Here is a 20,349-nt window from a genome sequence, read left to right as displayed (position 1 = left end):
GCGACATGGCACACCGCGGGCGGGGTGGTCGCCGTAGACTCCTGCGATCTCCACCCGGAGGGGAGGCAGGGTGAGCGAGGGCCGGCTGACCGTGCGGGACGTGCTGGGCCTGGAGCAGGTCGCGGCGTGGGGCGCCGAGGTGGTGGCGTGCCCGGACCGGCTGGACCGGCCGGTGCGCTGGCTGCACGTGGCGGAGGCGCCGGACGTGGCGGTGATGCTGACCGGCGGCGAGGTGGTGCTGACCACGGGGCTGCTGCTGGCGGGCGAGGACCGGGCGCAGGTCGAGTACGTGGAGGCGATGCGCCGGGCGGACGCGGCGGCGGTGGTGCTGGGGCTGGGGCGGGCGTTCCGGACGGTGCCGGAGGCGATGCGCCGGGCGGCGGTGCGCTGCCGGGTGCCGCTGATCGTGCTGCACCGTCCGGCGCCGTTCGCGCGGCTGACGGAGGAGGTGCACGCGCGGCTGCTGCACGGCAGGTTCGCGGCGCTGGACCTGTCCGAGCGGATGGGCGACGCGCTGTCCGCGCTCAACCTCTCGGGGGTGTCGCTGCAGCGGCTGCTGGACGAGATCGCGGCGTACAGCGGCGGTCCCGCGGTGGTGGTGAACCTGGCGCACCGGGTGCTGGCGTGTGCCGGGGAGCGCGGCGCGCAGGGGGATCTGCTGCGCGACTGGGAGCGGATCTCGCGCCAACTGGCCGAGCTGCCCGGCAACGGTGCGGTGGCGCTCGGCCCGGACGGGCAGGTGGTGGCCCGGCTGGAGGCGCGCGGCACCCAGTGGGGGTGGCTGGTGCTGTTCGGGCACCGGGGCGGCGAGGCGACCGGGCGGGTGCTGGGCCGTCGGGGCGCGGAGGCGCTGGCGCTGCACCGGCTGCTCGGGGCCGGCGAGCGCGGCTGGGAGGGGCAGGCGGCGGAGGCGCTGCTGACCGAGCTGGCGTCGGGCACGGCCCGCGCCGAGGACCTGCTGCCGCGGGTGCGGGCGGCCGGGCTGCCGACCGGGCGGCGGGTGTTCGTCCCGCTGGTGGTCCGGCCGCTCGCGGAGGTGGCGGACCTCGGCGCGGTGGTGGACCGGGCGCTCGCCGAGGAGGGCCTGGCCGGGCTGGCCGCCCGGGTCGGCGGGGACGCGGTCGCGGTCCTGCTCAGCGTCGGCTACGAGCACGACCCGGACGCGCAGGCGCGGCGGCTCGCGGTGCGGGTGCACGAGAAGCTGGCGGCGCGCGGGGTGGCGGCGGTGGCGGGCGCCGGGTTCGGCTGCGCGGTGCTGGACGAGGTCCGCCGCTCCTTCGTGGAGGCGGTGCACGTCGCGGACGCCGCCGTGGCCGCCCCGCCGGCCGGACCGGTGGCTCGGCTGCGCGACGTACGGCTGCGCGGGCTGGTCCGGCTGCTGCGCGAGGAGCCGGAGCTGCAGGCGTTCATCGAGCGCGAACTCGGCCCGCTGCTCGGCCGTCCCGACCTGCTGGACGTGCTGCGCACCTATCTGCGCACCGGCCGCAACAAGTCGCTCGCCGCGCAGGAGCAGCACGTCAGCCGGCCGGCGCTGTACCGGCGGCTGCAGAGCATCGAGTCGCTGCTCGGCCTCGACCTCGACGACCTGGAGCAGCTGACCTCGCTGTACGTCGCGCTGCTGGCGCACGACGCGCAGCGTCCGTACGGCAGCTGAGCCCGCGCCAGGACCAGTACGACGAATGGACCGTTCGGGCGGAGTTCGATTGACCGGTCCGCCGGGCCCCGCGAGGATCACTGCCGGAGGACGCCGCGACGACGGAGGACGCCATGCCCCTGCCCCCGCCTGCCCCCGACTCCGACGGCGGCCTGCGCACCCGCGACCTCCGGGCGGCGCTCGACCTGGTCCTCGCCGCGTGCTTCACCCCGGGCGTCCACCGGGTCGCGGTCAGCGGACCGGACGACGGCCCGGTCGACCGCGCCGCCCAGGCGTATGGGCTGCACCGCTACCGCGTCCCGCCCACCGACGCGGGCCCGGCGGCGGGCGGCAGTGGGGGTGCGGGCGCGGGCGCGGGCCGCCTGGACGTCGACCAGCTGCTGCGGCTGCCGGTCAAGGGCATCCTGCTGGACGGCGTCTGCGACGGCCTGGAGCGCCTGCTAGACCGCTTCCCCGGCCTGGTCGTCGCCGCCGGCACCGGCCCGGCGCCCTGCCACCCGCAGCTGGTGCTGCTGCGCGCCGATGCGGACGGCTGCACGGTCCGCGCCGACCCGTCGCTGCTCGCCGCCGTCCGCGCCGCGGCCCATCGCTGAGGCCGGTCCGGGGCGCGGCCGTCGGCTACGACCTGTCCGGCACGTCCCGGCGGCCGGTGACGGTGAGGCGGCCCGCGGCGAGGTCGAGGGTGGCCGGGCCCAGGTGGGCGACGGTGAGCGGCTGGTCCGGGTTGCCGTCGGCGGCGAGCAGGTCGGCGAGCTGTCCGGTGGTGAGCGGGACGCCGTCGCCGACGGTCCATCGGGCGGGGCCGTCCAGGACGGCCCGCTCGACCCGCTCCAGCCAGCGCAGCAGCTTCTTCCGGCCGCCGGGGCAGACAGCGGCGTGCACCTCGGCGGTGAGCAGCGGCGCGGCCCAGGCGGCGAACGTGGTGACCGGGCCCTGCGCGGTCAGCTCCCGGTGGCCGTGCCGGCGCAGCGTCAGGCGCGGCTGCCCGGAATCGATCCGGGTCACCGCGGCGACGGTGTCGCGCGGCAGCGCGGACGCGCCCTGCCACAGGCCGAGCGCGGGGAGGGGCGCCGGGTCGGCCCAGAGTTCGGCGAGGTCGACGAGCCAGCGGCCGAGGTCCCCCAGGGTGCGCGGGCGGTGCTCGGCCAGGACGGCGGCCGAGCCCAGCATGGCGGCGTGCCCCTCGACGTCGGCGGCGGGCAGGTCGACCAGCAGGCGGGTGGCGGCGTCGACGCCCCGCTGTTCGGCGGCGGCGAGCGGCTGGAGGAGCAGGCGCAGCGAGTCGTGCAGGTGCAGCACGGTGGCGCCGAGCGGCTGGTCCAGCGGCTCGTCGGGCCAGTCGAAGGCCGGTACCCCGCCGGGCAGCAGCGGCGCCCAGCGGGTCAGGAAGGCGCCGAGGTCGGCGGGGGTGCGGACGCGCGCCACCAGCGGCACCGGGCCGGCGGGGGTGCCGCCCGGTTCGGCGCCCAGCAGCGGGGCGGCGAGCCGGTCCGGCTCCGCGAGCAGGGCGATCTCGAGCCGCGGGGTGTCGAGGGTGGCGCCGCCCGTGGTGCGCGCGTACAGGCCGTCGACGCCCTCGGCGGTGAGCCGTTCGGCGAGCGCGGCCGGGGTGAGGCCGTCGGCCAGGACCCGGCCGTAGGGCCGGTCCGGCCAGGTGCGGTCGCCCCAAAGCGCGTAGCCGCGCGGCTGCGGGCCGACCAGTTGCCCGTCGACCCGGGCCAGCCAGTCGGCCAGCGGACCGTCCCCGGCCCGCCACACCAGTGGTCCCCGCACCGCCACTCCCCCTCCGACCGCGTGGCCCGAGTGTACGGCGCACCCCGCGGCGGCGGGCCGGCGGTCGGAGCGGGCGGCGGGCCGCCGGTCAGACCGCGGCGGACGGGATCGCGGCCTGCATCCGGGCCTGGGCGCGCCGCCCGTACCCGATGGTGTAGAAGATCAGCCCGCCGAGGAACGCCCACGGCAGGATGCTGCTGACGGTCAGCATGGTGGCGGCCGAGAGCACGAAGACCAGGGCGGCCTTCAGGCTCGCCTCGACCAGGAACGCCACGCCCCAGATCACGGTCAGCCGCCGCTGGCCGCGACGGAAGCCCTCGTACTGCCACAGGCCGTTCCAGCGGGCGATGCCCTCGGGGGTGCCGCCGGAGGCGAACTTCCGGCCGAAGTAGAACATCGCCGGACGGGCCGTCAGCAGGGTGACCAGGAAGCCGAGTCCGATCAGGCCGGTGAGCGCCGAGTCCTTGAGGAAGATCAGCTTGGTGGTGTTGTACGCCAGTGCGCTGATCGCGCCGAGCGCCATCGTCGCCAGCGAGAAGATGCCGAACTCGTCCAGCCGCCGGTGCAGCAGGAAGTAGACCCCGAGGTCGATCACCGGCCAGCCGGAGGCGATCAGCAGCGCGGCGGGCTCCGCCGTGCCGTGCGCGGTCAGCAGGTTGAACGTGATGATCGGCGCCAGCACGTTGAACAGCAGGGTCGGACCCCAGTCGAGCAGCAGGCGCGGCAGTCTGCCGCGCTGCGCGCCGGCGGTTCCGTTGTCGGGCATGACGAATGACTCCCTCGGAGCGGTGGACACGTGCAGCGGGTGGACGCGTGCTGGGGGTGGCGGGTCGCGGCCCAGCGCGGCCGACAGGAGAGTCTGCCCTGGTCAGCACGGGCGGCGGAAGATCGTCAGCGGGCAGCTACCGGCCAGTGGCAGGATGGCGACACGCACGGACCACGGGGGAACGGGGGACATGGCGATGTCGTACGAGGCGCTCGGGATCGGGCCGGACGCCGGCGCGGTCTACCGGCTGATGCTGACCGACGGCGCGAGACGCAACGGCGAACTCGCCGACCGGCTCGGCCTTCCGCCCGAACGGATCCGCGCCGCGCTCGACCGGCTCGCCGAACTCGGCCTGGTACGCGAGTCGGTGGAGTTCGAGGGCGAGCTGCAGCTGGCCGACCCGCGGGCCGGACTGCGCCAGCTGCTGACCGTCCAGGAGGAACAACTCCGGTGCCGGCAAGACGAGTTCGATCGCAGCCGGGAGACCGTCGCGCAGCTGCTCACCGCCTACGCGATGGCCGGACCGGACGGGCAGCCCGACACCGAGCGCCTGACCGGCCGGGACACCGTGGTCGCCCGCCTGGACCGGCTGGCCACCGAGGCGCAGGTCGAATGCCTCTCCTTCCAGCCCGCCGCCCGGGCCACCGCCGCCACCGCCGCCTCCCGCGCGGCCAACGCCCAGGCGATGGCCCGCGGCATGCGGATGCGCTCGGTCTACATCGACGGCGCCCGCCGCGACGAGGCCACCATGGAGCACGCCCGGTGGCTGACCGGCCTGGGGGCGGAGATCCGCACCGCACCGGTACTGCCGGTCCGGATGATCGTCTTCGACCGGCGGGCCGCCCTGGTCTCCGTCGACCCCCACAGCCCGGGCGCGGACGCCGTGCTCATCCAGACGCCCGGCGTGGTCAGCGCCCTGCTCGCCCTGTTCGAAGCGGTCTGGGCCACCGCCGTCCCGCTCGGCGACACCTGCCCCGGCCGCGAGGACGGACTCACCCGCCAGGAGGGCGCCCTGCTCCGCCTCCTCGCCGAGGGCCTCACCGACGAGGCCGTCGCCAACCGCCTCGGCCTCTCCGTCCGCACCGTCCGCCGCACCGCCGCCGCCCTGATGACCCGCCTCGGCGCCCGCAGCCGCTTCGAGGCAGGCCTGCGCGCCAAGGAACACGGCTGGCTCTGGCCCACCACCACCGGGCCGCTGATTCCCGTGCCGGGGCCGAGCCCTGATCCTGACCGCATCGGCAGCGTCCTGCTGAAGGCAACCGGGCCGCCCCGTCCGTGCGCCGGAGTCGGCCGTCGCCCCTACTCCACCGCCGGGCCTGAAAGGGTGGGTCAGCGGCCTTCGCGATGGCGGCGGCGGTAGTGGTCGAGGATGTCCTGGCGGAGCAGGTGGCCGAAGCCGGCGGCTTCCAGGCGCAGGGCGAACTGGGCTTCGGTGATGCCGAGTTCGGCGGCTGCGGCGGAGAGGCGCCAGTCGTGGGCGGAGAGCCGGTCGAGCAGATGGCCGCGCCGGACCTGGCTCTCGGAGAGGCGGAAGGTCTTCAGGTAGGCGATCCGGCCGTGCTCGTCGGTGATGGTCTCGCCGAGGTGGTTCTCCTGCTTGGGGCGGAAGTCGGGCAGGAAGCGGGAGAGGGTGAAGCGGCCCATCCGGTGGACCGGGCGGTGCCGGTAGTCGGCGGCGAGCAGCCCTTCGGCCATGGTGTGGTCGTGGAAGGCCGCCCACTGCTGCTCCTGCCGGTCGACCGCACCGCGCAGGTCGGCGAGCGAGCGGATCGGCGAACTGCGCAGGTCGGCCCGGAAGTCGGGTACGGGTGCGGCCAGCAGGGCGTAGTGGTGGACGAGTTCGCCGTACAGGTCGAGCAGCAGGCTGCGGTGGAGGGCGCGGTAGTCGTCGGGGTGGGGTACGACGAACGCGGCGGCGAGCGCGTCGGCGACGTACAGGGCGAGTCCGCACTGGCCGGGGTGGATCTCGAACACCCGCAGTGCGTCGGCGAGTCCGCGGACGGAGGCGCCGGCGTAGGCCTCCTCGGCGCGCGGGGAGAGTCCGCGGCGCAGCGCCTGCTGGGACCACTCCTCCCAGGCGATGGTGGGGCCGCCGAAGTGCAGCGCGAGGTAGCCCTCGAGGGCGAGGTGGAGCGGTACGAAGCGCAGCCGGTCGGCGCCCGCGCGCTGGGCGAGGCGGCGGGGCGGCCGGATCCGGATCCGCTCAGGCGGGGCGCCCGGACGGTCGGCGGGGGCGGCGAACTGGGTGCCGTACGCGGCGGCCGGGGTGCGGTCGCAGGTCCAGTCGGCGACGAAGCCGTGCGGGATGTACGCGGTGTAGGCGGTGCGCCGGTCGAGCAGGACGGTGCGGTGCTCCTCGCCGAAGAGTTCCTGGTGCAGGCGCAGGTCGTCGATCGGCTGGTGGCGGACCAGCGGGACCAGCCGTACGCCGCCCCACACCTGGGCGGGTCGGGTGGTGAGTCCGGTCAGGTCGAGCCGGACGGTGGTCCGGTTGGTCATGTGTCCTCCCCCGGTTCGGAGTTCGCTCCGGTGGTACGGCCGGCCGGGGACCCGGGGCCGGCCAGGAAGCGTGCGGTGCGGGCGGCGAGGTGGGCGGTCAGCTCGGTGAGGTCGGTCCGGCCCTCGGCGAAGCGGGCGAACTCGACCAGGGCCGGCAGGTCCTCGGCGTCGCGCAGCCCGGCCGTCGGCACGGTCGGGGCGAGGCGCCGGACGTCGAAGCCCTCCGCGTCGTACACCGGGTTGAGGTGGACGATGCTGGTGCGGTGGTCCGGGTCGAGCCGGGTCCGCCAGACCCGCAGCACTTCGGCGGCGAGGCCGGGCGGGGCGTTGTCCCAGCCGTCGGAGACGATCAGCAGCCGGTCGGGCGCGGTGTCGAGGGCGTCGAGGATGCGCCGGCCGAGCGGGGTCGGGCCGGTGGGGCGGGCGAGCAGCGCGTCGGTGCGGCCGGAGGTCCACAGGCCGGTGTACCGGCCGGCCAGCGCCTCCAGCAGGAAGTGGCAGGCGAGGGCGACCGCGAGCGGGCGGCGGCGCTTGGCGCCGGAGCCGGAGGAGGAGAAGCTGTCGTCCAGGACCGCCGCGACCCGGCCCCACTGGCCGGCCTCCGCGCCGGCTGCCCGGCGGGCGGCCGTGCGCAGCGCAGCGGTCAGCTCGGTCCGGCGTGCCAGCCGGTCGGCGGGCGCGAGGCCGAGCACGTAGGAGGCGAGGCGGGTCAGCGGCATCCGGCCGAGCTCGACGGCATCCGCGCGCACCGAGTCGACGCCCGCGCCGCGGGCCGATTCCTGCAGCCGCAGGCGTTCGAGGCGGGTCAGCTGCGGGGTGATCCGTTCCAGGAAGGTCGCGCGTGGGATCCGGTGGGTGCGGGCGAAGCCCTCGGCCACCGTGTACGGCAGTTCGTAGAGCGCGGACTGCTGGTAGTGGGCGCGTCGCCAGGCGTCCAGCAGCGGGGCCTCGAAGCGGCCGCGCGCCGCGGGGCCGAAGAGGAAGGCGCCGGTCTCCGCCGCCGCGGCGGGCAGGTGGGCGTGCCGCAGGGCCTGCTTGAGCCCGGCGCGGTACTTCACCGCGTCGAGGGTCTGGTCCGGCCGGGCGGCCAGCCACTCGCGCAGGATCGCCCGGGTCCGCCGGTTGTTGACCTTGGCCCGGCGCAGCTCGCCGAACAGCCGGTACACCCGCTGCGGCGGCAGCAGGGCGAGGCGCCGTGCGATCAGCCGGCCTTCGGTGCGGCGCTGCTCGGCGGTGGCCTCGGCGGCGCTCTCCAGCAGTCCGCGGATGATCAGCGCCGCGTTGTGGTCGTTGATGTCGAGCGCGAGCGCGGCGGCGTACGGCTCCCGGTAGTTGCCGAGCATGTAGGCGTGCAGGAAGGAGAGCGAGAGCTGCTGCTCGGCCGCGCCCGCGTGAAACTCCCGCTGCCCGGTGGCGGTGATCGCCGCGTTGACGAACAGCAGCACGTCCTCGGCGGCGATCAGGTCGCCGTACCCGTCCACGTCCCCGCCCACCTGCTGATCATTCCCCCCGTGAATGTCGGATGCCGGCCGGGGAATGGGGGCACGAACTGCGAATCATTGCTTCAGAGGCACGTTCCGGAAGTCGCACCGGAGTCCCGCGGCCGGCCCGAGGACCGTAACAGCCGCCCGGCCGGTCCGTCACACCGTTTGACCGCCGTCGACCGGGCCGCTGCTCTCGACGCCGGCATCCGCCGCGCAGGCGGCGCAGCGGTCCTCGACCGGCCGGTCCTGGAGGCGTCCGCAGTCGGGGCAGACGCGGTCCAGCCAGCAGGCGGACTCGCCGCCCTCGACCGGGTCCGTGCCGTACGCGCCGCCGTCCATGGCGCCCATCCTCGCACCGGTCGGGCTGCCGCGACCAGGTCCCCTCCCGCACCGGCCGCGACTCATGTCATCATGTGAAGACATCACCCGATGACAAACGGACGGGAAGGCGGACGGCCATGCAGGAGAGCGCGGCGACCGGCGCGCAAGGACCACAGCGGGGACGGCAGCGGGCACTCGTGCCGGTCCTGGTCTTCCTCGCCACGGTGGTGGCCGTCATCAGCAGCCTCGGCGCGCCGATGATCCCGACCATCGCGGCCGTCGACCACGTCTCGCTGTCCGACGCCCAGTGGTCGCTGACCGTCACCATGCTGGTCGGCGCGATCGCCACCCCCGTCATGGGACGGCTCGGCGACGGCCCGCACCGCCGTACCGTGATGCTGGCCGCCGCCGCGACCGTCCTGGCCGGCAGCGTGCTCGCCGCACTGCCGCTCGGCTTCGGCTTCCTGGTCGCCGGCCGCGCCATGCAGGGCGTCGGCCTCGGCCTGACCCCGCTCGCCATCGCGACCGCCCGCGACAGCGTGCCCGGCGAGCGCTCCCGCTCCGCCGTCGCGATCCTCTCCCTCACCACCGTCGCCGGCGTCGGCCTCGGCTACCCGATCACCGGCCTGATAGCCCAGTCGCTGGGCGTGCACGCCGGCTTCTGGTTCGGCGCGATCATCAGCGGCGCCGCGCTCCTCGCCGGCATCCTCGTCCTCCCCTCCACCGCGCACCGCCCGGCCCAGAAGCTCGACCTGCTCGGCGCCTGCCTGCTCGGCCTCGGGCTCGGCGGGCTGCTGCTCGCCCTCAGCGAGGCCGAACTGTGGGGCTGGACCTCCGCCCGCCTGCTCGGGCTCGCCGGCGCCTCGCTGCTGCTGCTCGGCTGGTGGGTCCGGCACGAGCTGCGCACCGCCCACCCGCTGGTCGACCTCCGCTCGCTGCGCAACCGGGTGGTGCTCACCGCCGACGTGGCCGGCCTGGTCGCCGGCGTCGGGATGTACCTGCTGATGTCGCTGGTCACCCGGTTCGTGCAGACGCCGAGCTCCGCCGGGTACGGCTTCGGCGCCTCCATCACGGTCGCCGGACTCGCCCTGCTGCCGTTCTCCGTGGTCAGCGTCTCGACCAGCCGACTGGTGCCCGTGCTGGCCCGCCGGACCGGCACCGCGGCGATCCTGCCGATCGGCTGCGCGGTCTCCATGGTCGCGGCCCTCGCCTTCCTGTTCGGCCGCGACCAGCTGTGGCAGCTGTTCGCGGTGATGGGCCTGGCCGGCCTCGGCGTCGGCCTGACCTTCGCCGTCATGCCCGGACTGATCGTCGGCGCCGTGCCCGCGAACGAGACCGGCAGCGCCATCAGCTTCAACCAGGTGCTCCGCTACGTCGGCTACTCCACCGGCAGCGCACTCAGCGGAGCCGTCCTCCAGGCCCACACCCCGGCTGGCCACACCCTCCCCACCGGCGACGCGTACACCACCGCCGCGCTGATCAGCTGCGCGGTGTGGGTGGTGATCGGTGCGGCTACCATCGTCCTGCCGCGGCGGGGCGCCGCGGCGGCCGTCCCCGCAGCCGCGGAACCGGGCCTCCTGACCACCGGCCACCGGACCGGCGGCGACTGGACCGGCGGCAACCGGACCACGGGCGACCGGACGGTCCACGGAACAACGGACCGGGCCGCGGCGCGCGCCGACCACGGCGACGGCGCCCCCGCCCGGGAGGAGGGAGCACCCGCGTGAGCGAGGTCCGTGCGGGCGAGCGGCGGCGAGACGCCGCCCGCAGCCGGGAGCTGCTGCTGCAGGCAGCCGCCGAACTCTTCGACGACCGCGGCTTCGACCGCACCACCATCCGCGAGATCGGCGAACGCGCCGGAGTCGACCCGGCACTCATCGCCCGCTACTTCGGCGGCAAGTCCCAGCTCTACCTGGCCACCGTCCAGGCCGAACACGGCACCGCCACCCCCGCCGACCTGCTCGACGAGGAACGCCTCGCCGGCCTGCTCGACCGCCTCGCCCAGCGCGGCCCCGGCCCGATCTTCCAGAGCGCCGTCCTGCCCTCCGACGACCCGGTCATCCAGGACGCCGGCCACGCCCACCTCCACCGCCGCCTGGTCGACCCGCTCCGCGAACGCCTCGAACGCGAAGGCGTCGACCGCCCCCAGCTGCGCGCCGAACTCGCCGTCGCCGCCCTTGCCGGCGTCGTGCTCGCCCGCAGCGGCACCAGCCTGCCCCACCTCGCCGCCGCCGACCTGACGGAGATCCACGCCCTGCTGCGCGACGTGCTCAACGCCGCCACCGGCCACGACCCCGACGCCCCGGCCTGACCACTGCCTGTTCCTTTCCCCGGCCTGACGGCCCGCCAGACCCCGCCGCGTCGGCCGCGATTAATCGCTGTCCACCGGCCGGGTCCGGTGATAGACAACCGGCGTGCACAACACTCTCGACTTCCCCGACCTGCTGCGCCTGATCGACGAGCGGTCGACCGCCTTCCGCGCCGCGACAGCCGCCGCACCCAGCCTCGACGTGCAGGTGCCGACCTGCCCCGACTGGACGCTGTTCGACCTGGCCCAGCACCTGGGCGCGGGCCGCCGCGCCTGGGCCGCCACCATCGCCGAAGGACCCGGCGCCACCGCCAAGGCCGACCCGCGGAGCGAGCCCACCGCGCCGCGGGAGCGCGAGGCCCTGCTGGCCTGGCTGGCCGCGTCGACCCAGGAACTCCTGGACGCCCTGCGGGACGCCGGCCCGGACCGCGGCTGCTGGGGATGGTGGGGCAAGTCGCAGTCGCCGCTGACCTGCGCGGCCGCCGCCCGGCGCCAGCTCCACGAGATCGCCGTGCACACCTACGACGCCCAGCTCGCCGCGGGCGCCGCGCAGCCGGTGCCGGAGGAGGTGGCACTCGACGGCGTCGAGGAGTTCCTCTGGACCATCTGCACCACCACCGAGGCCTGGCCGCACGAGCCCGCCCTCGCCGACTACCACACCACCGAGGGCCGCTCCTGGCGCCACCTGCTCTCCGCGGACGGCGCACGCGGGGTCCGCCTGCCCGCCGCTGCCGGGGACGAGCAGACCGCGGACGCCTCCCTCGAGGGCTCCGCCCACGACCTGCTCCTCGCCCTCTACGGCCGCCTCCCGCTGGACTCCCTGAAGCTCGACGACAGCCGGGGCGTCTACGACCAGCTGGTGGAGTGGGACCCGGAGCGGTAGCAGCCACTGGCAGCAGCCAGTCCAAGCCACCCTGGGCCAGGCCGGCCCGGCGTCACCGCCGCCGGCCTGGCCTTTTGCGTGCCTCGACCGCGCCGACCGGCGAAGCGGCTTTCCAGTCCTCCCGGTCGTCCCGAACCTCCCTGACGTGTCATCACATCTTCACAACGGCAGCCGGAATCGTGACCAACCGTGACCGGCCGGACACGCATGAACCGCCGGACAGTTGGGGTACCAACCGGAGGAACGGCGAACGCGGCAACCACACCCGCGCCGACCCCCTCCTGCACCCCGCTCCTGTACCCCGCGAGGCCGCGATGCCCGACCAGCACCTGCCCGGAGCCGAGCTCCACCTCCTCGACGACGCCCCCATGAACGGCGACGGCGGCGCCCGCGTCATCTGGCACATCACCTGGGACAAGAACGCCACCGCGGCCGCGCCGGCCGACCTCGTCCCCTTCGACAACCTCGTCGGCTACTTCACCGGCAGCGGCTCCGGCGAGGCCCCGCACCTGATCTGGAACCCGTTCACCGGCCGGATCGCCCAACTCTTCTCGGCGACCTCCCGGTCGAAGAGCGTGATCAACGCACCCGGCGGCGTCGAGACCAACCGCAAGGGCGACATCTGCATCCAGATCGAAACCCTCTTCTTCCCCTACTGCCGGGTCGACGGCCACGTGTACGCCACCGTCGCCGACACCCCCTGCGTCGGCCTCGACCGGATCATGGCCTGGCTCCGCTCCTGGGGCGTCCCCGACGTCTGGCCGATGGGCCCGCCCGACTGGAACAGCCACCGCGACGCCCACATCTGGGACACCCAACCGGGCCACTACGGGCACTCCCAGATCCCCGAGAACGACCACACCGACCCCGGCCCGATGCCGGCCCTCTTCACCCCCCACATCCAGGAGGACGACATGCCCAGTGCCCAGGAGGTGGCCGTCGCGGTCGCCCTCGAGCCCGTGCTGCGCGAGTACGACGCCCAGGGCCACCCACTGCCCGACCGGACCGCCAGCCTCTCCGACTACCTCGGCGGCCTCCAACTCGCCAACGGCCGCATCGAGGCCACCCTCGCCAAGCTGCAGGCCGCACTCACCGCGCAGGCCGCCGCGATCCAGTCCCTCGCCGCCCAGCTCGGCCAGATCCACGGGGTCGACACCGCCACCGTCGTCGCCGCCGTCCAACAGGCCATCAGGGACGCCGTTGTCGACGTCGACGTCACCGTGCACGACCTCCCGAAGGGCAGCTGACCGATGCCCCGGCTCCTCGGCCGCGAACCGGCCGTCCTGCTCGGCCTGATCGCCGTCCTGGTCAAGACCCTCACCGCGTTCGGCCTCGACGTCTCCCCCGACCGCCAAGCCCTCGTCAACGCCTGCGCCGCCGCCCTGGTCGGCCTCGGCGTCGCCGTCGTCACCCACGACGGCACCAGCGCCGCCCTCCTCGGCGCCGCCCAGGCCGTCATCGCCCTCGCCGTCGGCTTCGGTCTCCACTGGTCCACCGACCAACAGGCCGTGGCCATGTCCCTGGTCGCCACCGCAGTCGCCATGTGGACCCGCACCCAGGTCACCGCCCCCATCCCCGCCCCCGACCGCACCACCTGACGCCCTACGGCCTGGCCGGGTCCGGCCCCCGCCACCTCTGCACTCGCCGTTGCGTTGGGCAGTTGCTCAGTGCTGTCGGATCATCAGTTCCGCGAGCTCGGCCAACGAATCGACCGTCCAGTCGGCCTCGGGCGCGGCCGTGGTCAGTCCGATCGGCCCGCGGCGAAGGTGCGCGGCACGGAGGCCTGCGGCGCGGGCGGGCACGACGTCGTTGGCCGGGTGGTCGCCCACGTAAACGATCTGGTCCCGGGTGCCGGGTGCCCACTCGGCGACCCGCTCGAAGAAGGCCGGAGAGGGCTTGCTGGTGCCCCATTCTCCCGAGGTGGCGATGCCGTCGGCAGGCAGGTCGAGGCCGCGAAGAAGCCCGGTGACAGCGGCGTTCTGGTTACCGACCACACCCACCCAGATGCCCGCCGTACGGAGCCGCTGGAGCGCCGGCCGGACATCCGGGTACAGGTCGCTCTCGTCCAGGTGGTCCCCCTGGCCGACGGCCTGCCGAGCGCGCCACTCCGCGCCGACGTCGACGCCCGGGCGGATGATCCTGATCGCGTCCGCGTTGTCCCGGCCCGCGGCGACGACCGCGCCGACGAGTGCGGACATGGTGTGGGGCGGGACGCCGAGCCACCGGGCCCAGTCCGCCCAGTACCGGGTGTCGCTGACAAGCGTCTCGCCGATGTCGAGAACCACGGAACGGATCACCCGATGAGACTACTGTCGGCGCAAGCCGGCCGGACCTCTGCGCTGCGCCGAGCACCCGGACGACGTGGCAGGCCCTGCAGCGACCGCTGCTGTCCCGGGACCGCGGGCGGTCGGTCCCGGGGCAGCTGGAGTTCAGGCCGCGGAGGCCCGGCGGCGGGTGCGGGTGGGGGCGAGGGCGGCGTGGAGGGCGAAGGCGGAGGCGAAGCCGACGGCCCAGCCGTAGTCGGCGAGGGGTTCGAGGACGGGGATGAGGCCGTCGGCGGGGAAGGGGCCGCCGTGGGAGCCGCCGACGGCGAGGAGGCCGCCGATGAGGAAGGCGGTGACGGCCCGCCAGTTCCAGCCGCCGGTGTACCAGTAGATGCCGTCGGGGCGGTAGAGGTCGGCGAGGCGGAGGCGGGTGCGGCGGACCAGCCAGTAGTCGGCGATGAGGACACCGGCGACGGTGCCGAGCAGGCCGCCGACCACGCCGAGCCAGGTGAAGATGTAGACGTGCGGGTCGGAGATCAGCTTCCACGGGAAGATGACGATGCCGACGACGCCGGTGATCATGGCGCCGGTGCGGAAGGTGATGTACCGGGGCAGCAGGTTGGCGAGGTCGTACGCGGGGCTGACGACGTTGGCGGCGATGTTGACCGACAGAGTGGCGATCAGGACGGTGAGCAGGGCGAGCAGGATCCCGGCGGTGCTGTCCATCTTGGCGGCGAGCGCGATCGGGTCCCAGATGGGGGTGCCGTAGACGGCCTGGGAGCCGGAGGTGACCAGGACGGAGAGCAGCGCGAAGAGGGTCATGGTGGTGGGCAGTCCGAGGGCCTGGCCGCGGATCTGCGCCTGCTGCGACCCGCCGAAGCGGGTGAAGTCGGGGATGTTCAGCGAGAGCGTCGACCAGAAGCCGATCATGCCCATCAGGGCGGGGAAGAAGACCGTCCAGAACTCGCTGCCCCAGCCGAGTCGGGACGGCTGGTCGAGCAGCGGTCCGAGGCCGCCGGCCTTGGACGCGATCCAGACGAGCAGCAGCACGGCGCCGACGAGGACGAAGGGCGCGGCCCAGTTCTCGAAGCGGCGCAGGGTTTCCATGCCGCGGGCGATGATCGCCATCTCGATGATCCAGAAGACCAGGAAGGACAGCCACTGGGTCCAGGGGTAGCCGGCGACGGGGGCGGCGGTCTGCCAGCCGTGGCCGAGGAGTTTGCCGGCGAGCAGGAAGATGCCTTCGCCGCCGATCCAGGTCTGGATGCCGAACCAGGCGCAGGCGACGGCGGCGCGCACCATGGCGGGCAGGTTGGCGCCGCGCAGTCCGAAGGAGGCGCGGGCGAAGACCGGGAAGGGGATGCCGTAGCGGGTGCCGGCGTGGCCGGTGAGGAGCATGGGGACGAGGACGACGAGGTTGGCGAGGGCGATGGTGAGGACGGCCTGTTTCCAGTCCATGCCGAGGGCGATGAGGCCGGAGGCGAGGGTCCAGGAGGGGATGTTGTGGGCCATGCCGACCCACAGGGCGAGGAAGTTGTAGGTGGTCCAGCGGCGGGCGGCGACGGGGACGGGGAGCAGGTCGGTGTTGGCGAAGCGGGGGTCGGTGGGTTCGACGCCGGGGGCGAGTTCGACGCGGCCGTCGGAGTGGGTGGTCTGGGTGGTGGACACGGGGGCAGTGGACACGGGCAACCACCTTGTGGGGGACGGCCGGTGGCCGCCCTCGGGAGTGCGGGGCGGCCACCGGGCGGAGATGGTGCGGAGATGGTTCAGGTCAGTGCCGGGATGACGCTCTCGCCGTAGGCGTCGATGGTCGACTCGACGGCGTCGTGCATGGCGTAGACGGCGAACTGGTCGACGCCGAGGGAGCGCAGCTCGTTGAGCTTGGCGAGCTGGGCCTCGACCGGTCCGATGAGGCAGAACCGGTCGACGATCTCGTCGGGCACGAACGCGGTGTCGGGGTTTCCGGCGCGGCCGTGGTGGCTGTAGTCGTAGCCCTGGCGGTCCTTGATGTAGGCGGTGAGGGCGTCGGGGACGAGGCCGGAGTGTTCGCCGTAGCGGGAGACCAGGTCGGCGACGTGGTTGCCGACCATGCCGCCGAACCAGCGGCACTGCTCGCGGGCGTGGGCGAGGGCCTCGGGCGAGTCGTCGGCGGTGACGTAGGCGGGGGCGGCGACGCAGACGGTGACGCTCGCGGGGTCGCGGCCGGCCTCGGCGGCGGCGGAGCGGACGGCTTTGACCATCCATTCGGTGAGGAACGGGTCGGCCAGTTGGAGGATGAAGCCGTCGGCCTGGCGGCCGGTCAGGGCGAGCGCCTTGGGGCCGTACGCGCCCATCCAGATGGGCAGTTCGGCCCCGGGCCGGACCCAGGGCAGGTGCATCTCGGTGCCGTCGATCTCGACGGTGCGGCCCTCGGCGAGCTCCTTGATGGCGTGCATCGCCTGGCCGAGGTGGTCGAGGGTGGCGGGGCGGCGGCCGGCGACGCGCTGGGCGGAGTCGCCGCGGCCGATGCCGCAGACGGTGCGGTTGCCGTACATGTCGTTGAGGGTGGCGAACAGGGAGGCGGTGACCTCCCAGGTGCGGGTGGCCGGGTTGGTCACCATCGGGCCGACGTGCAGCCGGGTGGTCTCGGCGAGGATCCGGCTGTAGATGACGAAGGGCTCCTGCCAGAGCACCACGGAGTCGAAGGTCCACCCGTGGGTGAAGCCGGCCGCTTCGGCGCGCTTCATCCGGTCGATGAGCAGGCGGGCGGGCGGGTCGGTCTGGAGGACGAGGCCGATGTCCACAGGGCTCCTAGCGGTCGAGGTACTGGCAGGTGGCGCGCGGCTGGAAGCGGCCGTGGCCGGGGCGGCCGTGGTAGGTGCCGCCGTCGACGACCACCGTGCCCCGGGAGAGGACGGTGCGGACCTTCCCGGTGATCTCCTTGCCCTCGTACGCCGAGTAGTCGACGTTCATGTGGTGGGTGTCGGCGGAGATGGTCTGGGTGGCCGTCGGGTCGTAGAGGACGATGTCGGCGTCGGAGCCGGGGGCGATGGTGCCCTTGCGCGGGTAGAGCCCGAACATCCGGGCTGGGGTGGCGCAGGCGATCTCGATCCAGCGGCGGCGGGTGATGTGCCCGTCGACGACGGCCTGGTGGAGCAGGTCCATCCGGTTCTCCACGCCGGGCAGGCCGTTGGGGATCTTGGAGAAGTCGCCGCGGCCGAGGTCCTTCTGGCCGACGAAGCAGAACGGGCAGTGGTCGGTGGAGACCACCTGGAGGTCGTTGGTGCGCAGGCCGCGCCAGAGGGCCGCCTGGTGCTCCTTGGGGCGCAGCGGGGTGGAGCAGACGTACTTGGCGCCCTCGAACCCGGGCTCGGCCAGGTTGTCGGTGGACAGGAACAGGTACTGCGGGCAGGTCTCGCCGAAGACGGGCAGCCCTTGGTCGCGGGCGGCGGCGAGTTCGGCGACGGCGGAGGCGGCCGAGACGTGGACGACGTACAGCGGGGAGCCGGCCACCTGGGCGAGCTTGATCGCGCGGTGGGTGGCCTCGGCCTCCAGCAGTTCGCGGCGGACCTCGCCGTGGTAGCGGGGGTCGGTCTTGCCCTCGGCGAGCGCCTGTTCGACCAGGACGTCGATGGCGATGCCGTTCTCGGCGTGCATCATGACCAGCCCGCCGTTGTCGGCGCCGCGCTGCATGGCGCGCAGGATCCGGCCGTCGTCGCTGTAGAACACGCCGGGGTAGGCCATGAACAGCTTGAAGGAGGTGACGCCCTCGGCGACCAGCAGGTCCATCTCCTTGAGGCTGGACTCGTTGACGTCGGCGAGGATCATGTGGAAGCCGTAGTCGACCGCGCAGTTGCCCTGGGCCTTCTCGTGCCAGGCGTCCAGGCCCTCGCGCAGGGCGGCGCCGACGCTCTGCACGGCGAAGTCGACGATGGTGGTGGTGCCGCCCCAGGCGGCGGCCCGGGTGCCGGTCTCGAAGGTGTCGGAGGCGGAGGTGCCGCCGAACGGCAGTTCCATGTGGGTGTGGGCGTCGACGCCGCCCGGGATGACGTACAGCCCGCGGGCGTCGATCTCCCGGTCGGCGGTCCAGCCCTCGGCGGCGGAGGTGCCGAAGGCGGCGAGGGCGACCACGCGCTCGCCCTCGATCAGTACGTCCGCGTGCATCTCCTCGGCGGCGGTGACCACCAGGCCGCCGCGGATCACGGTGCGGGTCACGGGTGCTCCTCTCAGGCCCCGGTGAGCGGGCCGTAGGCGTCCGGGCGGCGGTCGCGGTAGAACGCCCACTGCTGGCGGACCTGCTCGATCACGTCGAGGTCGAGGTCGCGGACGACCAGCTCCTCGTTCTTGTCGGAGGCGACCTCGCCGACGAACTGTCCGCGCGGGTCGACGAAGTAGCTGGTGCCGTAGAAGTCGTTGTCGCCGTACTCCTCGACGCCGACCCGGTTGATCGCGGCGATGTAGTACTCGTTGGCGACGGCGGCGGCGGGCTGCTCCAGCTGCCACAGGTACGCGGACAGGCCGCGGCTGGTGGCGGAGGGGTTGTAGACGATCTCGGCGCCGGCCAGGCCGAGGGCGCGCCAGCCCTCGGGGAAGTGCCGGTCGTAGCAGATGTACACGCCGACCTTGCCGACGGCGGTGTCGAAGACCGGCCAGCCGACGTTGCCGGGCTTGAAGTAGTACTTCTCCCAGAAGCCCTTGACCTGCGGGATGTGGTGCTTGCGGTACTTGCCGAGGTAGGTGCCGTCGGCGTCGATGACGGCGGCGGTGTTGTAGTAGAAGCCGGACTGCTCGATCTCGTACACCGGCACCACGATGACCAGGCCCAGCTCGCGGGCGAGGGCGCGCATCCGCTGGACGGTCGGGCCGTCCGGCACCGGCTCGGCCCAGGAGTAGTGCTCGGGCTCCTGCACCTGGCAGAAGTACGGCGCGTTGAAGACCTCCTGGAAGCCGATGATCTGTGCGCCCTGGGCGGCGGCGTCGCGGGCCGCCCGCTCGTGGGCGTCGATCATCGTTTCCTTCTTGCCCGTCCACGCGGTCTGGAAAAGGGCGGCACGAACCACACGCGGCATGGCACTCAACTCCTCGCGGAAAGGCGCTGTCGACCCGTCGAGACTAGGAGTTCTGCCCAGCCAGGCGGAGTGCCACGCTGTAACGGCCTCGGACAATTTGCGTTGCGCCGCGAATCACCCTCCACCCATCGTCCGCGCTATGAGCTGCGCACGAGCACGTCGACCCGCTGGACGGCGTTGTTGGCCATGCCCTGGCGGTTCCAGTCCTGGTCGGCGGGCTGGACGGCGCCGGCCGCGTCGGTGGCGCGGACGCGCAATTGGTGCGGGCCGGGCCGGTCGGCGCTCCAGTGGTGGCGCCAGGGCAGCCAGGCGTAGCGGTCGAGCGGTTCGCCGAGCTCGGCGTCGGCCCAGGTCGCGCCGGCGTCGCAGCTGACCTCGACCCGGGCGACCGGTGCCCCGCCGGACCAGGCCCGGCCGGTGAGCAGCTGCTCGCCGGTGTCGACGACCCGGGTGCGGCTCATGAAGTCGGGGAAGCCGGGCGGGGTCATCAGGGCGCGCGGGCGGATCCGGGTGACCGGTTCCCCGATGTCGTCCACGTCGCGCTTGAGGCGGTAGGCGACGGCGTTCTGGAAGCCGTCGAAGGGACGGTCGAGGACGGTGATCCGGCGCAGCCACTTCACCTGGGCCATGCCGTACCAGCCGGGGGCGATCAGGCGCAGCGGGGCGCCGTGCTGGGGTGGCAGCGGGGCGCCGTTCATGGTGTCGGCGAGCAGGGTGTCGGGGCGCAGCGCCTCGGCCAGCGGCAGGGCGCGGGTGTAGTCCTGTTCGACGCCGCGTTCGATGCCGTGGTCGGCGCCGAGGAAGGCGACCTCGACGGCGCCGGGGCGCAGGCCGGCGGCGCGCAGCAGGGGGGCCAGCGGGGTGCCCTCCCAGCGGGCGGTGCCGACGGCGCCGTCCAGCCAGGGCTGGCTGAGCGGGCGGGGCTCCAGCAGGGCCCGGCCGTTGCCGGCGCATTCCAGGGTGACGGTGTGCGCGGCCCGGGGGCCGGCCCGCAGGGCGGCCAGGTCGACGGTGAGCGGCCGCTCGACCGCGCCGTCGACGGTCAGCCGGAAGCCGGCCGGGTCGAGGTCGGGGATGTCGTAGTGGACCAGCAGGTAGTGCAGGCCGACCGGGGTGAGGTCGTGGCGCAGCGCTTCCAGGGGCAGGGCGTGGTTGCGGCCGGCCAGGCGCAGCTCGTCCAGGGTGATGGCCTCGCCGGGCTCGGCGATCCGGGCCGGGAGGCTGATGCCCTCGGCGGGGCCGTGCGCGGCGGCGGGGCCGTGCGCGGCGGCGGGGCCGTGCGCGGCGGCGGGGCCGGCGGCGGAGCGGTCCGTGGCAGCGGTGGAGCCGTCCATGTCTGCAGTATCGGC

General features: G+C 74.2%; 19 protein-coding genes. 8 read left to right on the top strand and 11 right to left on the bottom strand.

Annotated elements, in window-relative coordinates:
- The first annotated feature begins 70 nt into the window (after positions 1 to 70).
- Together FHR36_RS33115 and FHR36_RS33110 are read left to right on the top strand one after the other, a co-directional pair.
- Positions 71 to 1,654 carry a PucR family transcriptional regulator gene (locus tag FHR36_RS33115; protein WP_253803388.1) on the top strand — a complete coding sequence of 528 codons (1,584 nt, stop codon included), beginning with the start codon at positions 71 to 73 and terminating at the stop codon, positions 1,652 to 1,654.
- 113 nt (positions 1,655 to 1,767) lie between these two features.
- Positions 1,768 to 2,247, top strand: coding sequence for a hypothetical protein (locus FHR36_RS33110; RefSeq protein WP_253803386.1), 480 nt, complete (start codon positions 1,768 to 1,770; stop codon positions 2,245 to 2,247).
- Between the two features lie 25 nt (positions 2,248 to 2,272).
- Here the strand turns inward: FHR36_RS33110 and FHR36_RS33105 are convergent, their stop codons facing one another.
- On the bottom strand, positions 2,273 to 3,427 hold the full coding sequence (locus FHR36_RS33105; RefSeq protein WP_253803385.1) for a hypothetical protein: 1,155 nt from the start codon (positions 3,425 to 3,427) through the stop codon (positions 2,273 to 2,275).
- A gap of 88 nt (positions 3,428 to 3,515) precedes the next feature.
- Positions 3,516 to 4,193 carry a VC0807 family protein gene (locus FHR36_RS33100; RefSeq protein WP_253803383.1) on the bottom strand — a complete coding sequence of 226 codons (678 nt, stop codon included), beginning with the start codon at positions 4,191 to 4,193 and terminating at the stop codon, positions 3,516 to 3,518.
- Between the two features lie 190 nt (positions 4,194 to 4,383).
- Here FHR36_RS33100 and FHR36_RS33095 point away from each other — a divergent pair, with 190 nt between their 5' ends.
- Positions 4,384 to 5,553 (top strand): LuxR C-terminal-related transcriptional regulator, encoded by a 1,170-nt coding sequence (locus FHR36_RS33095; protein WP_253803381.1) that lies wholly within the window; start codon positions 4,384 to 4,386, stop codon positions 5,551 to 5,553.
- Here FHR36_RS33095 and FHR36_RS33090 read toward each other — a convergent pair.
- The 3 genes from FHR36_RS33090 to FHR36_RS33080 form a co-directional block, all read right to left on the bottom strand.
- Complete coding sequence (locus FHR36_RS33090) at positions 5,523 to 6,692, bottom strand: ARPP-2 domain-containing protein (RefSeq protein WP_253803379.1); 1,170 nt, start codon at positions 6,690 to 6,692, stop codon at positions 5,523 to 5,525. The genes FHR36_RS33095 and FHR36_RS33090 overlap by 31 nt on opposite strands.
- The gene (locus FHR36_RS33085; RefSeq protein ID WP_407660876.1) at positions 6,689 to 8,185 is read right to left on the bottom strand and encodes a hypothetical protein; all 1,497 of its coding nucleotides are present in this window, start codon (positions 8,183 to 8,185) and stop codon (positions 6,689 to 6,691) included. The genes FHR36_RS33090 and FHR36_RS33085 overlap by 4 nt, the downstream gene beginning before the upstream one ends.
- Positions 8,186 to 8,332: 147 nt before the next feature.
- Positions 8,333 to 8,515, bottom strand: a complete 183-nt coding sequence (locus FHR36_RS33080; RefSeq protein WP_253803377.1) for a hypothetical protein — start codon at positions 8,513 to 8,515, stop codon at positions 8,333 to 8,335.
- A 119-nt stretch (positions 8,516 to 8,634) separates the two neighbouring features.
- On the opposite strand from FHR36_RS33080, the gene FHR36_RS33075 reads away from it, so the two are divergent.
- From FHR36_RS33075 to FHR36_RS33055, 5 genes are all read left to right on the top strand, one after another.
- A complete protein-coding gene (locus FHR36_RS33075) occupies positions 8,635 to 10,224 on the top strand; it encodes an MFS transporter (RefSeq protein WP_253803376.1) in 1,590 nt (529 codons plus the stop codon).
- A complete protein-coding gene (locus FHR36_RS33070) occupies positions 10,221 to 10,808 on the top strand; it encodes a TetR family transcriptional regulator (protein ID WP_253803374.1) in 588 nt (195 codons plus the stop codon). Before FHR36_RS33075 ends, FHR36_RS33070 begins: the two co-directional genes overlap by 4 nt.
- Before the next feature lie 103 nt (positions 10,809 to 10,911).
- Entirely contained in the window at positions 10,912 to 11,688 is a 777-nt protein-coding gene (locus FHR36_RS33065; RefSeq protein ID WP_253803372.1) for a maleylpyruvate isomerase family mycothiol-dependent enzyme, read from the top strand.
- Between the two features lie 314 nt (positions 11,689 to 12,002).
- Complete coding sequence (locus tag FHR36_RS33060; RefSeq protein WP_253803370.1) at positions 12,003 to 12,935, top strand: endolysin; 933 nt, start codon at positions 12,003 to 12,005, stop codon at positions 12,933 to 12,935.
- 3 nt (positions 12,936 to 12,938) lie between these two features.
- A complete protein-coding gene (locus tag FHR36_RS33055; RefSeq protein WP_253803368.1) occupies positions 12,939 to 13,286 on the top strand; it encodes a hypothetical protein in 348 nt (115 codons plus the stop codon).
- 66 nt (positions 13,287 to 13,352) lie between these two features.
- Here the strand turns inward: FHR36_RS33055 and FHR36_RS33050 are convergent, their stop codons facing one another.
- The 6 genes from FHR36_RS33050 to FHR36_RS33025 form a co-directional block, all read right to left on the bottom strand.
- Positions 13,353 to 13,985 (bottom strand): HAD family hydrolase, encoded by a 633-nt coding sequence (locus FHR36_RS33050; protein WP_253803366.1) that lies wholly within the window; start codon positions 13,983 to 13,985, stop codon positions 13,353 to 13,355.
- A gap of 132 nt (positions 13,986 to 14,117) precedes the next feature.
- Positions 14,118 to 15,635, bottom strand: coding sequence for an NCS1 family nucleobase:cation symporter-1 (locus FHR36_RS33045; protein ID WP_253803364.1), 1,518 nt, complete (start codon positions 15,633 to 15,635; stop codon positions 14,118 to 14,120).
- 83 nt (positions 15,636 to 15,718) lie between these two features.
- Positions 15,719 to 16,735: a TIGR03842 family LLM class F420-dependent oxidoreductase gene (locus FHR36_RS33040; protein WP_253803363.1), complete on the bottom strand. Its 1,017-nt coding sequence runs from the start codon at positions 16,733 to 16,735 to the stop codon at positions 15,719 to 15,721.
- A gap of 7 nt (positions 16,736 to 16,742) precedes the next feature.
- Positions 16,743 to 18,146, bottom strand: a complete 1,404-nt coding sequence (gene hydA, locus FHR36_RS33035; protein WP_253803361.1) for a dihydropyrimidinase — start codon at positions 18,144 to 18,146, stop codon at positions 16,743 to 16,745.
- An 11-nt stretch (positions 18,147 to 18,157) separates the two neighbouring features.
- Positions 18,158 to 19,000, bottom strand: a complete 843-nt coding sequence (locus FHR36_RS33030; RefSeq protein WP_253803359.1) for a nitrilase-related carbon-nitrogen hydrolase — start codon at positions 18,998 to 19,000, stop codon at positions 18,158 to 18,160.
- A 137-nt stretch (positions 19,001 to 19,137) separates the two neighbouring features.
- A complete protein-coding gene (locus FHR36_RS33025) occupies positions 19,138 to 20,334 on the bottom strand; it encodes a sulfite oxidase (RefSeq protein WP_301331033.1) in 1,197 nt (398 codons plus the stop codon).
- Positions 20,335 to 20,349 lie beyond the last annotated feature (15 nt).

It is taken from the genome of Kitasatospora cinereorecta (assembly GCF_024172095.1).
Taxonomy (GTDB): domain Bacteria; phylum Actinomycetota; class Actinomycetes; order Streptomycetales; family Streptomycetaceae; genus Kitasatospora; species Kitasatospora cinereorecta.
The sequence above is the reverse complement of the archived record's forward strand: the minus strand, read 5'-3'. Positions and strand labels throughout refer to the sequence as shown.